Annotated in this window: 15 protein-coding genes; 13 read left to right on the top strand and 2 right to left on the bottom strand. The window is 48.4% G+C overall.

Annotated features, from left to right (window positions below; all coding sequences use genetic code 11):
• Positions 1-14: 14 nt before the first annotated feature.
• Positions 15-752 (top strand): orotidine-5'-phosphate decarboxylase, encoded by a 738-nt coding sequence (gene pyrF / locus HPY27_RS03355; RefSeq protein ID WP_017249506.1) that lies wholly within the window; start codon positions 15-17, stop codon positions 750-752.
• A gap of 27 nt (positions 753-779) precedes the next feature.
• A complete protein-coding gene (gene pyrE, locus HPY27_RS03350) occupies positions 780-1,418 on the top strand; it encodes an orotate phosphoribosyltransferase (protein WP_174224345.1) in 639 nt (212 codons plus the stop codon).
• A 33-nt stretch (positions 1,419-1,451) separates the two neighbouring features.
• Here the strand turns inward: pyrE and HPY27_RS03345 are convergent, their stop codons facing one another.
• Both HPY27_RS03345 and HPY27_RS03340 read right to left on the bottom strand, forming a co-directional pair.
• Complete coding sequence (locus HPY27_RS03345) at positions 1,452-2,549, bottom strand: saccharopine dehydrogenase family protein (protein WP_174224344.1); 1,098 nt, start codon at positions 2,547-2,549, stop codon at positions 1,452-1,454.
• A 99-nt stretch (positions 2,550-2,648) separates the two neighbouring features.
• Positions 2,649-2,966: an ArsR/SmtB family transcription factor gene (locus HPY27_RS03340; protein WP_007728447.1), complete on the bottom strand. Its 318-nt coding sequence runs from the start codon at positions 2,964-2,966 to the stop codon at positions 2,649-2,651.
• A 222-nt stretch (positions 2,967-3,188) separates the two neighbouring features.
• Between HPY27_RS03340 and HPY27_RS03335 the strand changes: the two genes are divergently transcribed.
• The 11 genes from HPY27_RS03335 (at position 3,189) to HPY27_RS03285 (ending at position 12,566) form a co-directional block, all read left to right on the top strand.
• Entirely contained in the window at positions 3,189-4,229 is a 1,041-nt protein-coding gene (locus HPY27_RS03335; protein ID WP_254612804.1) for a peptidoglycan-binding domain-containing protein, read from the top strand.
• 271 nt (positions 4,230-4,500) lie between these two features.
• Positions 4,501-4,977 (top strand): GNAT family N-acetyltransferase, encoded by a 477-nt coding sequence (locus HPY27_RS03330; protein WP_174224342.1) that lies wholly within the window; start codon positions 4,501-4,503, stop codon positions 4,975-4,977.
• A gap of 54 nt (positions 4,978-5,031) precedes the next feature.
• A complete protein-coding gene (locus HPY27_RS03325) occupies positions 5,032-5,547 on the top strand; it encodes a phage tail protein (protein ID WP_174224341.1) in 516 nt (171 codons plus the stop codon).
• A gap of 27 nt (positions 5,548-5,574) precedes the next feature.
• A complete protein-coding gene (locus HPY27_RS03320; protein WP_173622158.1) occupies positions 5,575-6,084 on the top strand; it encodes a phage tail protein in 510 nt (169 codons plus the stop codon).
• Between the two features lie 15 nt (positions 6,085-6,099).
• Positions 6,100-6,624: a phage tail protein gene (locus HPY27_RS03315; protein ID WP_173622157.1), complete on the top strand. Its 525-nt coding sequence runs from the start codon at positions 6,100-6,102 to the stop codon at positions 6,622-6,624.
• A 189-nt stretch (positions 6,625-6,813) separates the two neighbouring features.
• Positions 6,814-7,989, top strand: a complete 1,176-nt coding sequence (locus HPY27_RS03310; RefSeq protein WP_173622156.1) for an ATP-binding protein — start codon at positions 6,814-6,816, stop codon at positions 7,987-7,989.
• A 139-nt stretch (positions 7,990-8,128) separates the two neighbouring features.
• Positions 8,129-8,749, top strand: a complete 621-nt coding sequence (gene kynB / locus HPY27_RS03305) for an arylformamidase (protein WP_174224340.1) — start codon at positions 8,129-8,131, stop codon at positions 8,747-8,749.
• A gap of 97 nt (positions 8,750-8,846) precedes the next feature.
• Complete coding sequence (gene zwf / locus HPY27_RS03300) at positions 8,847-10,346, top strand: glucose-6-phosphate dehydrogenase (protein WP_174224339.1); 1,500 nt, start codon at positions 8,847-8,849, stop codon at positions 10,344-10,346.
• A 25-nt stretch (positions 10,347-10,371) separates the two neighbouring features.
• A complete protein-coding gene (locus HPY27_RS03295) occupies positions 10,372-11,361 on the top strand; it encodes a Gfo/Idh/MocA family protein (RefSeq protein WP_174224338.1) in 990 nt (329 codons plus the stop codon).
• Positions 11,362-11,382: 21 nt separating this feature from the next.
• Complete coding sequence (locus HPY27_RS03290; RefSeq protein WP_174224337.1) at positions 11,383-12,006, top strand: cyclase family protein; 624 nt, start codon at positions 11,383-11,385, stop codon at positions 12,004-12,006.
• Positions 12,007-12,050: 44 nt separating this feature from the next.
• Complete coding sequence (locus HPY27_RS03285) at positions 12,051-12,566, top strand: DinB family protein (protein WP_017249492.1); 516 nt, start codon at positions 12,051-12,053, stop codon at positions 12,564-12,566.
• The last annotated feature ends 1 nt before the right edge of the window (position 12,567 follow it).

Raw genomic sequence — 12,567 nt, 5'->3', positions numbered from 1 at the left:
AAGGGGAGAGCAGCGTGCAACAACAACTAACCGATATTCGCGAACGCATGATTGTTGCGCTCGACTTTTCCACACTGGATGAAGTCAAAAAGTGCATCGAGCCGCTACAGGGGCATATCCGCTATGTAAAAGTGGGGATGGAGCTCGCTTACGCAGAAGGTCCAGCGATCGTTTCCTTCTTGAAGGAAAAAGGACTCCAAGTGTTCCTCGACTTGAAGGTTCACGATATTCCCAATACAGCAAAAGGCGCGATGAGAAGCCTGGCGCGTCTGGGAGCAGACATGGTAAACGTGCATGCGGCAGGCGGCGTAGCCATGATGGCGGCAGCGAGAGAAGGTTTGGAGCAAGGGACAGCGGCAGGTGCTGCTCGTCCCCTCCTGATCGGTGTGACGATGCTGACATCTACTGGTTTGCAAACGATGAATCAAGAATTGGCGATTCCAGGTGATGTAGAAGATGTTGTGGTGCACTATGCGCTGATGACCAAGCAAGCTGGTTTGGATGGGGTAGTTGCTTCTCCACTAGAGGTACCGATGATCAAAAAAGCTGCTGGAGACACATTTGTAACCGTAACACCAGGAATTCGTCCACTGGGAGCAGATCAAGGCGATCAGACGCGCATCACGACGCCGGAACAGGCATTTCGCTTGGGCAGTGATTACCTCGTGATCGGACGCGCGATTACGGGTGCAAAAGATCCGGTAGGTGTCTGGAAAAGTATCGTCGCAGCAGTGGACAAAGATCGTTCGTAAAGTAGCCAGCTGGAGGGAATAAGGGAAATGACGACAATGACAACCGCTAAACATATTGCAGCGAACCTTCTCGAAATCGGGGCAGTTCATTTGCGACCGGAACAACCTTTTACATGGACGTCCGGAATCAAATCCCCGATCTACTGCGACAACCGGATCACGATGTCCTATCCACATGTGCGCCGTGCCATTGCGAGAGCATTTGCCGATTTGATCAAGGAGCAGTACCCAGATGCGCAAGTCGTTGCTGGAACAGCGACTGCGGGTATTCCACATGCTGCATGGGTAGCAGAGCTGCTTGATCTGCCTATGATTTACGTACGGGACAAGGCAAAAGGCCACGGTCGCCAAAATCAGATTGAAGGCGCATTGGCGGCTGGTCAAAAGGTCGTCGTGATTGAAGACCTGATTTCCACAGGAGGCAGCTCCTTGAAAGCAGCGCAAGCTGTGCAGGCTGAGGGTGGAGAGGTACTGGGGGTCGTAGCCATTTTCAGCTACCAATTCCCAGATGCCCAAGCCTTGTTTGAGGATGCAGGCATTCCTTGCTCCACCATATCGAATTACACAGCACTTTTGGGAATAGCTTCAGAGCAAGGGGTTATTACAAGTGAACAGGAAAAAGTACTGGGCGAATGGCGGAAATCCCCGCGTACTTTTTTTGAATAAGGAAGGGATACATGATGAAGAGTAGGGCGGTGATCAAACCGTCCTACTCTTTTTTGTTTCGCCGTGGATTACAATCTGGACCCCTTCGGATCGATAGAACTGGAGTATATCATCGGCAGTCATTTCGAAATGGCCGAAATCCTCTGGAAAAAGAATACCGGGCGTAACAGTTGAGTTTTCGTTTTGCCGAATGATTGATTGTGCAAAAATGGCAGCTCCCAAAGCAGTTAGGTGAGTCTGCCCTTTCGGATCAGTGATCTCGACTTGGCGTATCACGTTCATGCCATGCTGATTGCGCCCATTTATTTGGATGACAACATGGTGAGGTGACCCTACACCTGGATTGTACAGTATTTTTTGACGTGTGCTTTTGCTGAGCAGGTTCCATATCCGGCTTTTCACCAATGAAACGAGGGCAAAAGTAGACAGTTTATTGTCGAAGGCGATACGAAAATCAGCGGCAGTTACGTTTTGGGCTTTCACGAGCGTCATGTGATCGGGTGTGTCAAGACGATAGCATTTCGCATGGTACCCATTCGGAAAGGTGACGGGTAACGGATCTGACAAGGGTGTCACTTCTTTTACGCCAGTCGGTGTGGTGACGGCAAAAGGAATCGTCATACGATCCATATAGTCGGTGGAATCTGGACCCGCTTTGTCTTGAAGGGAATAAAGGGCGTGAAGATGTATCTGGACATCTTGCAGGGAAGCTGTATGTATGCTTGCAAGAAGTGCTACAGTTCCCCCCATCCACCCTGAGGTGAGAATGACTGGAGAGCCAATGTTCTCATTCTTCAAGCGTTCGATCGATCGTGTAAATCGTTCTGTCCAACGTGTGACGTCAATCAGAGGAATCTGTCGGCGAACAGCGGCAAGAAGCAGAGTGTCATCAGGATCATTTACTGCACTAATGATCAAAGTCAAATCATCAGGAGCATGGGCGAGAGGATCGGATTTGGAGATGTCTAGGAGGAAAGGCTTTAGCCTACCGGATGTAAAAGGCAATGACTTTCCCGTAGACCTTCCTCCCAGCAATAATTCGAGAGTAGGGTGGCGATCGTGCAGGATCTTGGCAATTTGGCTCCCAACCGTTCCGTAGCCGCCGACAATTAAAACTTTGGTGAGATTCATGAAGATTTCTCCTTTGATTAAAGGTTTATGCGTTTAAGTTTATTAACGGATAAGTGTGAAAAACAGGGACACACTGTCCCTTTTCGTGACGTTTCAAATTCAGTTGCACTCTTCTTCGACGAAAGTCACCAATTGCTTAAAAAGCCTGATCGCTTCTGTAATTTCAAGCCGATAAAACATCTCCGTTCCTTTTTTTTGAACGTTTACTAGGCCCGCCTGTTTTAATATTTTCAAGTGATGAGACACCGTAGGTCTAGACATGGGAATATGCTCGGCGATTTGTGTTACGTTCATGCTTTCCTTGTCGATGAGAAGAGCTACAATTTGCTGCCGAATCGGATCACCTAAGCCTTGGAAGTATGGACTTAACTCCATAAATATTTGAATCGCTTTTTCATTGCAGGTTGGATTCGTCATTGCACACTCCGTTAATAAACTTAATCATTTGAACCAAAGTATATGGGTTCTTCCTTATTTTTGCAAGTCATAAAAACGTTGATCAATCAGCAAAAAATAAGAGGAAGCGAGATTGGCCAGATGCAATAGGAAAGAAAAGTAGGGAATAGTAAGGGAGGTTACAAAAAAAGTAAAGGTAGGTGCTTGTGTATGAAAAAAGGAACGGGGAGCCTGGGCTCTCTTATGAAAACAGAGAAGGTTAAGAAAATCATCGGTGCAGCTTTTTTGTCTGCCACACTGATGTTTTCTCTTCCTCATACGGGACAGGCTGTGGGCAAAGGTGCACATGGGCCAGATATTTATGTGATTCAGGGGATGTTGAAATCATTAGGTAGTTACTCGGGTCAAATCAATGGATACTACGATGATGTTACCGTACGAGGTGTAAAGCATTATCAGAAAAAACACGGGTTTCCGGTTACAGGAAATGTAGATAATCGTACGTTCCAAAGCATTGTTTATTCCTATGATAGTGTCAAATCTGGAAAACGCGGCCAAGGTGGCGGCCAAGGTCGCGGTGGTGGAGCAGGCCAAGGTGGCGGCAAAAGTCACGGTGGTGGAGCAGGCCAAGGTGGCGGCAAAGGTCACGGTGGTGGAGCAGGCCAAGGCGGCGGCAAAGGTCACGGTGGTGGAGCAGGCCACGGTGGCGGAATGGGTGGTGGAGCAGGCCAAGGTGGCGGAATGGGCGGCGGAGCAGGCCAAGGTGGCGGAATGGGCGGCGGAGCAGGCCAAGGTGGCGGAATGGGCGGCGGAGCAGGTCAAGGTGGCGGAATGGGCGGCGGAGCAGGTCAAGGTGGCGGAATGGGCGGCGGAGCAGGTCAAGGCCAAGGTAAAGGTAAAGGCTACGGCGGTGGAACAGGTGAGGGCCAAGGCAAAGGCTACGGCGGTGGAACAGGTGAAGGCCAAGGTAAAGGTAAAGGCTACGGTGGCGGAACGGGTGAAGGCCAAGGCAAAGGCAAAGGCAAAGGTTATGGCGGCGGAACAGGTGAAGGCCAAGGTAAAGGCAACGGCGGTGGAACCGGCAACGGCGGCGGAACCGGCAACGGTGGTGGAAAAGGCAACGGCGGCGGAACCGGCAACGGTGGTGGAAAAGGCAATGGAGGCGGCAACGGCAACGGTGGCAGCAATGGCAACGGTGGTGGTAACGGCAACGGTGGCAGCAATGGCAATGGAGGCGGCAACGGTAAGAACAATGAGGATAACGAAGGTACTGGAAAAGACTAACTGTACACAGGAGATAAAACGCTTCGCCTCTTTTATAGGGACGAAGCGTTTTTCATGTAAAAGAGCTAACTTTAGTTAGTGTTAGAAGGAATTTGGCTAATGATATCATGATTGATGATTGCTATTTAATCAGCCGGGATATTAGAAAAAGTTCGAAGGAGGAAGAGCGATACACATAGGAAAGACAAGTCAGCGTATCCAGCCTGAAAGAATGCAAGCAGGTAACTGATCAAATAACAGAAAAGTACAACGATTGCATGCAAGGAGGATTATGGTACATACCAGACCTTTTGAATATGAGCAAGACGAAGCATTTATTTGGGAATTGTACGGTTCTACGAGAACCGAAGAAATGGCTCTTTGGGGTTGGAGTGAGGGGGACAAGCTTGCTTTTTTACAGTCGCAGTTTATCATGCAGCAGAAGTCTTACCAAATGCAGTTTCCCGCTCAGAAGCATCAAATCATTCTTCGATCCGAGCAGCCTATCGGTCGGATGATCACGGATGCGAGCGGAGATGCACTGCACCTCGTAGATATTTCTTTGCTGCCTGCTTATCGGGGACAGGGTGTTGGTTCTGGTATGATTGGCGATCTGCAAAAAGAGGCTCAAGCTTTCCAATTACCAATCCGTTTACATGTTGTACAAGGGAATCCCGCCTTTCGATTATATGAACGACTTCATTTCATCGTAACTGACTCAACGGGGCTGTATATCCAAATGGAATGGCAGCCACGTCTGCAAAAATGACCAATCTGTTCGTTCGACAACGGAAATAACCACTTTACATAAGGAGGAAGCAACATGGCAGAGCCATTTATTGGAGAAATCAGGATGTTTGGAGGAGATTATGCACCACAAGGTTGGGCATTATGCAATGGACAAATCTTATCTATTTCTGAAAACGACACATTGTTTAGTTTGATTGGAACCACATACGGCGGGGATGGACAAACGACTTTTGCATTGCCTGATTTACGGGGACGTATCCCGCTTAATCAAGGGAAAAATCCGGGTACAGGAACTACCTACGTGATGGGTGAAAAAAATGGTGTAGAATCCGTCACCTTAACCGTCCCACAATTGCCCGCGCATACGCATACGGTCCATGCATCATCGCAGCCAGGAACGCAGAACAGCCCTGCCAATGCTGTATGGGCAAAGAATGCGCAGCAATATTCAGCGAATGCACCTGATGGATTAATGAACGCGTCCAGCTTGAGCAGTGTAGGTGGGAATCAACCACACAGTAACCTGATGCCGTTTACGGTTATTAATTTCATCATTGCCCTGTACGGGATCTATCCTTCACAACAGTAATATCCAAATCGAACAGGAGGATTTTACATGGAACCATTTCTTGGAGAAATTCGCTTTTTTCCATTTCCATTTGCACCAAAGGGTTGGGCCTTGTGTAATGGTGCTCTGCTACCTATCAACGGAAACCAGGCACTGTTTTCCTTGGTAGGAGTTGTTTATGGGGGGAACGGGACAACCACGTTTGCTTTACCAGATTTAAGAGGGCGTGTCCCCGTTCATACAAATCGTAACTTGGATCGCCCAATCGTAACGCTCGGTATGTCAGCCGGCGAAGAAACGCATGTATTAACGACAAATGAGATACCCGCCCATACCCATACGGCAAGCGGTTCGAATGCAGTTGCCAATGAAAAAGTATGCGCTGGGAACTACTGGGCACAAGCTTCCGCTACAACCTATGGGACAACCCCGGATACGACGATGAGCGAGAGTGCGCTGCAAACGGTAGGAAACAGTGCACCACATTATAATATGCAGCCGTATTTGGTCGGAAATTTTTGCATCGCAATTCAAGGGATTTACCCGTCAAGAAACTAGAGGAGGCACTATCATATGGATCCGTATATTGGAGAAATTCGTATTTTCAGTGGCAACTTCCCACCGAGGGACTGGGCTTTTTGTGATGGACAATTGATTGCGATCTCTTCCAATCCTGTCTTGTATTCGATATTGGGAGCGAAGTATGGCGGAGATGGCAAGACCACATTTGCTCTTCCTAATTTAAGAGCTACAGCTCCAATGAACCAGGGGGAAGGACCTGGCTTGACACCACGTGTGGTAGGTGAGACAGGTGGTTCAAGCAGCATAACGTTGCTGCAAAACGATATTCCGGCACATACTCATGTTCCGAATGCGTGCTCAACTCCTACAGAGGATACGCCAACAGGCGCAAAATGGTCTTCCACCGTTGGCCGGGGAGCTGTCATTCCTTACTCTAACACGAGTGATGGGACACAGCTTAGTCCGCAAGCAATCGGCACCACAGGCGGGACTCAACCTCATAATAATATGCAACCTTATCTTGGACTCTCGTTCATCATTTGTGTGGAAGGCGGAGCTTTTCCGCCGAGAGAATAGGAACCGTATTTTGGACGCCCGATGCTGCGTAGCAGAAGGCGTCTTTTTCGAATGACGATGACGGTCACAGCCCTTCTTCCATCTTTTCCTACTTTTCGTATTCTTCTTGCGAGACGTATGCATTATAATGGATATGTCCGTGATATTAAACGATCGCTTGAAGCAGAACGATCGCAGAGGATGAAGCAGATGACGAAGATAGAAATACTGAAAAGCATGTTGACGAGCGATCAACGCAATGCCCCAGTATGGCTGTTATTAGGGTTAGAGCATGCTGAGCACGGGGATCGTACGGAGGCTTTACAAGCGTTTACACAGGCCCTTGCCTATGGAAATGAAGCGATGAAGGAAAAAATTGTGATCGAACTCAACAAGCTACAAAAGGAATCCCCATATTCGCGGACGTTAAAAGGGATCAATCAGAAGGATTCCTCTACATATACGATGTTTTCACCTAAGATACGCGTCATCGAAGGGGGCAAAGGGAAGACCACCGCGAAATCGGTTCAACTCGTTGAGAAAACGGCGGGTTTTGGAATGGTCGGCGGGCTTGGACGAGTAAAAGAGGCAATTTTTCAAAGACTCCTACATCCTATTTCGCAACGGTTGTCTCAAAAGAAAAGTACCATTTTACTCTACGGACCATCGGGGTGCGGAAAATCTTTGCTAGCAAAAGCAACCGCAGAAGAATGTCAGGCTCATTTTTTCTCCATGGCGATCACAGGCGGTCGAAGTATGTATGCGCCGTCGAACAGGCAGTTCAACATCCAGGACTTACTGGCAACAGTCCCTGCCGATAAACCGTTTCTGTTCTTTTTAGATGAACTAGACGCTTCCAGCCATTACGAAGAGCATCCGAACTCCTATCCTAGACAGGGGATCGATTCCAAATGGCTTCAGCAGATAGCGGAGGCAGGCGAATACGACGAACGATTCGTCCTGATGGGTTCAACCAACGTTCCATGGGAATTGGAGCCTTCCATGCTCCGAGCAGCTGGTTTTGATCACTGGATTTTTGTCGGACCGCCAGATCGGCAAGCACGGGAGGATATTTTTCGCTTAAAGCTAGAGGGCCGTCCTTCTGAGACGCTCGATTATGAGCAATTAGCAGGATGGACAGAGTTTTATTCGGGGGCAGACATCGAGTATGTAGTGGAGCTCGCAACGGAGCAGGTCTGGCATGATGTTGTAACAAAAGGGGTCGATCGCCCGATTCAAATGAGCGATCTACGGGAGGCCATTGCAGCTACCTATCCAACAACCATTGAGTGGTTGCGGACTTTGAAAGAACATTTGAAACAAGTGGATTACAACGGAATCTATGATGAGGTGTGGGACTACCTGTCTCTTCATAGCAGAATCTAACATCAACGAAAAGACTGTCAGCTCGCTATCAAGCTGCGGTCTTTTTTCTTGGTGCAAATGTTAGAATATTGACTCAATATAGTCTTTTTTGTACGCTGAGTATAGGCACGAACAGTTGCTGGAAGGTGGAGGATACGTGATGAAAATAGTAGATATATCCCGTCCGCTCATGGCAGGTATGCCGACCTGGCCAGGGGACACTCCCTTTCACTATGTCGTAAACTGGCCCAAAGCGGAGAGCGGATCAGTCAATGTCGGTAAAGTAACCATGAGTATTCACACAGGCACCCATGTGGATGCTCCATTCCACTTCGATGACGATGGCCGAAAAATAGCTGAATTGCCTTTGGACTTGTATATTGGAGAGGCAAGAGTGGTAGAGCTTACGGGACGTTCCAGCATTGGCCCAGAAGATTTTGCGCAGGTAGATCTGGAGGGGGTGGAACGCTTGCTGCTCAAAACCTTATCATGGAGCGACCCCAATCAGTTTCCGTCAACCATCTGTCATCTGGGAGCGGACTTACCAGCGTTCCTCGCCCAAAAAGGCATTCGGCTGATTGGAGTAGATGTCCCGTCTGTCGATCCATTGGACAGCAAGGAACTGGCTGCTCATCATGGGCTTCATCAGCATGACATTCATATTTTGGAGGGGCTTCTGCTCGATCATGTCGAACCGGGTGATTATGAACTGATCGCACTGCCGCTGCTTTTGATGGAAGCAGATGGGAGTCCGGTACGTGCAATCTTGCGTCGTTCGTGAGGCTGTATATTGATAAAGCAGTGATTTTCTCGAATAATAATAGGGTAACTACAAAAACCATCATCACGGCGTACGTATGAAGGGAATGAAAAAGTAGATGGAAGCGATGACCTTTGTCCTTTTTGGTGCAACAGGAGATTTAGCCAAACGCAAAATTTTCCCTGCGCTCTTTAACTTATATGTAGATCAAAAGTTGTCTGCTGCCTTTTCGATTATCGGTGTAGGGAGAAGGGCCTGGTCTGGTGACGAATTTCAGGAATCTGTTCGCCAGTCTGTCCATGAGTTTTCCCGTCGAGCTCAGATTGCTTCCCACGAACTAGACGCTTTCTTGTCTGCTTGTCGCTATGCGGAAGTAGATGTCATGGAGCCGCGTGCTTATGAAACGTTACATGATCTGGTCCTGCAGAGAGAGCAAGAGCTGCAGATCCCGCAAAACCGGATGTTTTACTTGTCAGTAGCCCCGCAATATTTCGAGGGAATTGCAACCAATGTTAAGGTCAGTGGACTGGGTTCAACGACAGGCTGGAAGCGTCTGATCATTGAAAAACCGTTTGGGCATGATTTGCAATCTGCCGAAGAATTGAATGAAAAGCTGGGGAAAGCATTTTTGGAAGAAGAAATATATCGCATTGACCATTACTTGGGAAAACCGATGGTTCAAAACCTCGAGGCTCTCGAATTTGCGAATCCGGTCTTCCAGGCTCTTTGGAACAACCAGTACATCGCCAACGTGCAAATTACGGCGAATGAAACGGTCGGCGTCGAGGATCGGGCGGGATATTACGAGCCAGCCGGTGCACTGCGCGACATGCTCCAAAATCACATGCTGCAAATGCTCATGATTATCGCCATGCAGCTTCCGAAGCGAATCACTTCCGCCCATATCCGCGAAGAAAAGCGCAAGGTGATGGCGGCCGTGCGTCCGATGAAGAAAGAAGAAGTCCGCACCCACGTGATTCGCGGTCAGTATAGTGCAGGACATATTCAAGGAACACCTGTGGCTAGCTACAGGGACGAGCCTGGTGTCGATCCAGTTTCGATGACAGAAACGTATATTGCCACTCGTGTCTGGATTGATGACCCGTTTTGGCAAGGGGTACCTTTTTATATTCGTACGGGAAAAAGACTGCAAGAGAAATCAACCAGGATCGTCATTGAGTTCAAAAATCCGCACGAAAAGCTATATCAGGAGCAAAATGAAACAACATCGCCAAATTTGTTGATCATTAGCGTGAATCCGAACGAAGGTATTGCCTTGCAGGTAAATAGTAAGAATCCGACAAATAGCGGTAAGATTGAGCCGGTGACGGTAGATTTCAGTGCGGGGACAAAAGACGTGCCAGAAGCGTACGAGCTGCTCTTGTTCGATGCACTCCGAGGAGATTCCACCTACTTTGCGCATTGGGATGAGGTCCGACTGTCGTGGGAGTGGGTGACACCGATTTTGGAAGCCTTCGCTGAGAATTTGGTGCCGCTCTTTACGTACGAAGCTGGCTCATTTGGACCGAAGGCCGCAGAGCAATTGCTGGCTGCGGACGGATTCGTGTGGTGGCTGGATAAGGTCGAAGAACGAGTGCCGGTCACTGCAACGAGATAGACCAAAAGAAAAGGGAGCGGATGAGATGCGATTTGGCGTAATCGGAACGAACTGGATCACCGAGGAATTTATCCAGGCTGGTCAAGAAGTAGAAGGATTTTCTCTTCAGGCTGTTTATTCACGTACCATCGAACGCGCCAAGGAATTCGCTGACAAGTACCATGCACCATTCGCCTATAACAGCCTAGAAGAAATGGCTGCAAGCAAAAATATGGACGCGGTCTATATCGCGAGCCCCAACTCCTGCCACGCGGAACAAGCGATCCAGTGCATGGACGCGGGGCTACACGTATTGTGTGAAAAGCCACTGGCTTCCAATGCAATTGAGGTAGAAGAAATGATCGAGGCAGCGAAAAGAAATGACGTGCTGCTCATGGAGGCTGTCAAATCTACGCTGTTGCCCAATTTTTTTGCGATACAAGACAACCTGCACAAGCTGGGAAAAGTACGACGCTATATTGCTAGCAATTGCCAATATTCTTCGCGCTATGACGCCTATCGCGAAGGGAAGGTTTTACGTGCTTTTGATCCTGCTTTTTCAAACGGAGCCTTGATGGACATCGGAATCTATTGTCTTTATCCGTTACTCATCCTTTTTGGCAGACCAGACGACATCAAGGCAGAAGGAATTGTGCTTGATTCTGGAGTGGACGGGGAAGGCAGCATTCTTTTGAAGTATCAAGAGATGGATGCAATCATTAGCTTTTCGAAAATTACGACCTCCTATCAGCCAGCAGAAATCCAAGGGGAGGACGCCACGATGGTGATCGATCGAATCAACCATCTCAAAGAAGTGGACATTCGTTATAGAGACGGACGAATCGAGCAAGTGACAAGGCCGCAGACCCCGAAGACCATGCATTATGAAATTAGGGAGTTCCTACACTTGGCAAGCATAGGGGCAAGACAATCTACAACGAATTCACATGATGTCTCCAAAACGACCATGCAGGTCATGGATGAAGTAAGAAGACAGATGGGAATCGTTTTTCCTGCGGATCATAAAAAACGGTAAGTAAAGGGGAGGGCATTTGGGATGAAAATGTATGATGTAACCGCCACCGTGTACGAAGGAATGACGGTGTATAAAAACAAGCCGGAAAAGCAGCCGAAAATACGTACCGCTACCAATGGCTATGTAACAGAATCGAGAATCGATATGGATCTTCATTCTGGTACCCATGTAGATGCTCCCCTGCACATGGTGAATGCTGGCGATACATTTGAGAGTATTTCATTGGAGAAGCTAGTGGGCAGTTGCAAGGTTCTCGATCTCACAGCGGTAGAGGACAGGATCACTCGCTCCGACTTGGAGAGCTTCGATCTTGAGCGAGGAGATTTTGTCCTGTTTAAAACGAAAAACTCTTTTGAAGAGGCGTTCTCTTTTGAATTCATCTTTCTGTCAGAGGAAGGTGCAGAATATGTAAGTGAGCTGGGGGTACGGGGCATTGGAACCGATGCACTTGGAATCGAACGCAGTCAGGAAGGGCACCCCACCCATAAAAAACTGTTTGCAGCGGGCGTCATTGTCGTGGAAGGCTTGCGGCTAGCGGAGGTCCCCCCAGGCAATTATTTCCTGGTAGCTGCACCACTCAAGCTGATCGGCACGGATGCAGCCCCGGCAAGGGTCCTATTGTTTGAAGGATTACATAATGAGTAATGGAGACATCATTTGTCTATCCAAAATGAAAGGGAGGGAAATACATGCTCATACGACCAGAGCGCGATGAATACGCCGCTTATTTTGACTATTATATTGGGCTTGTACCGGAGGGGGAGCTGCTAACGATCCTTACGCAACAAGGAGAGAGGCAAGTCGCGCTATTTTCGTCACTTGCGCCTGAGCAAATTGATTATCGGTATGCACCAAGCAAATGGACGGTAAAAGAGGTTTTGGGTCATCTCGTCGATACAGAACGCATCATGAGCTATCGCTTACTGAGAATCGCGAGAGGAGATCAGACACCCCTCGTCGGTTTTGATGAGAATGCTTTTGTCGAACACGGGTGTTTTCAGCTACGAGACCTCTCTGATTTATTGGAAGAGTATAAGGCTGTACGTGCTTCGACTATCGCGCAAGTCCGAGGAATCTCTCCAGAAGCGTGGTTGCGTACAGGAATTGCCAACGGAAACAAGCTATCTGCAAGGACGTTGGCTTATGTGATTGCAGGACATGAAGCTCACCACAGTACCATTTTGAGAGAGCGGTATTTAGGGTAGG

Source organism: Brevibacillus sp. HB1.1 (assembly GCF_013332445.1).
Classification (GTDB): Bacteria; Bacillota; Bacilli; order Brevibacillales; family Brevibacillaceae; genus Brevibacillus; species Brevibacillus porteri.
Note: the sequence above shows the minus strand (reverse complement) of the source record. Positions and strands in the feature narration are given on the sequence as shown.

Bases quoted from the DNA above. Each gene is read 5' to 3' on its own strand.
- HPY27_RS03340 (WP_007728447.1), bottom strand. From the start codon at position 2,966: ATGACGAATCCAACCTGCAATGAAAAAGCGATTCAAATATTTATGGAG.
- HPY27_RS03345 (WP_174224344.1), bottom strand. From the start codon at position 2,549: ATGAATCTCACCAAAGTTTTAATTGTCGGCGGCTACGGAACGGTTGGG.
- pyrE (WP_174224345.1), top strand. From the start codon at position 780: ATGACGACAATGACAACCGCTAAACATATTGCAGCGAACCTTCTCGAA.
- HPY27_RS03330 (WP_174224342.1), top strand. From the start codon at position 4,501: ATGGTACATACCAGACCTTTTGAATATGAGCAAGACGAAGCATTTATT.
- HPY27_RS03335 (WP_254612804.1), top strand. From the start codon at position 3,189: ATGAAAACAGAGAAGGTTAAGAAAATCATCGGTGCAGCTTTTTTGTCT.
- HPY27_RS03295 (WP_174224338.1), top strand. From the start codon at position 10,372: ATGCGATTTGGCGTAATCGGAACGAACTGGATCACCGAGGAATTTATC.
- HPY27_RS03285 (WP_017249492.1), top strand. From the start codon at position 12,051: ATGCTCATACGACCAGAGCGCGATGAATACGCCGCTTATTTTGACTAT.
- HPY27_RS03310 (WP_173622156.1), top strand. From the start codon at position 6,814: ATGACGAAGATAGAAATACTGAAAAGCATGTTGACGAGCGATCAACGC.
- kynB (WP_174224340.1), top strand. From the start codon at position 8,129: ATGAAAATAGTAGATATATCCCGTCCGCTCATGGCAGGTATGCCGACC.
- HPY27_RS03315 (WP_173622157.1), top strand. From the start codon at position 6,100: ATGGATCCGTATATTGGAGAAATTCGTATTTTCAGTGGCAACTTCCCA.
- HPY27_RS03325 (WP_174224341.1), top strand. From the start codon at position 5,032: ATGGCAGAGCCATTTATTGGAGAAATCAGGATGTTTGGAGGAGATTAT.
- HPY27_RS03320 (WP_173622158.1), top strand. From the start codon at position 5,575: ATGGAACCATTTCTTGGAGAAATTCGCTTTTTTCCATTTCCATTTGCA.
- HPY27_RS03290 (WP_174224337.1), top strand. From the start codon at position 11,383: ATGAAAATGTATGATGTAACCGCCACCGTGTACGAAGGAATGACGGTG.
- zwf (WP_174224339.1), top strand. From the start codon at position 8,847: ATGGAAGCGATGACCTTTGTCCTTTTTGGTGCAACAGGAGATTTAGCC.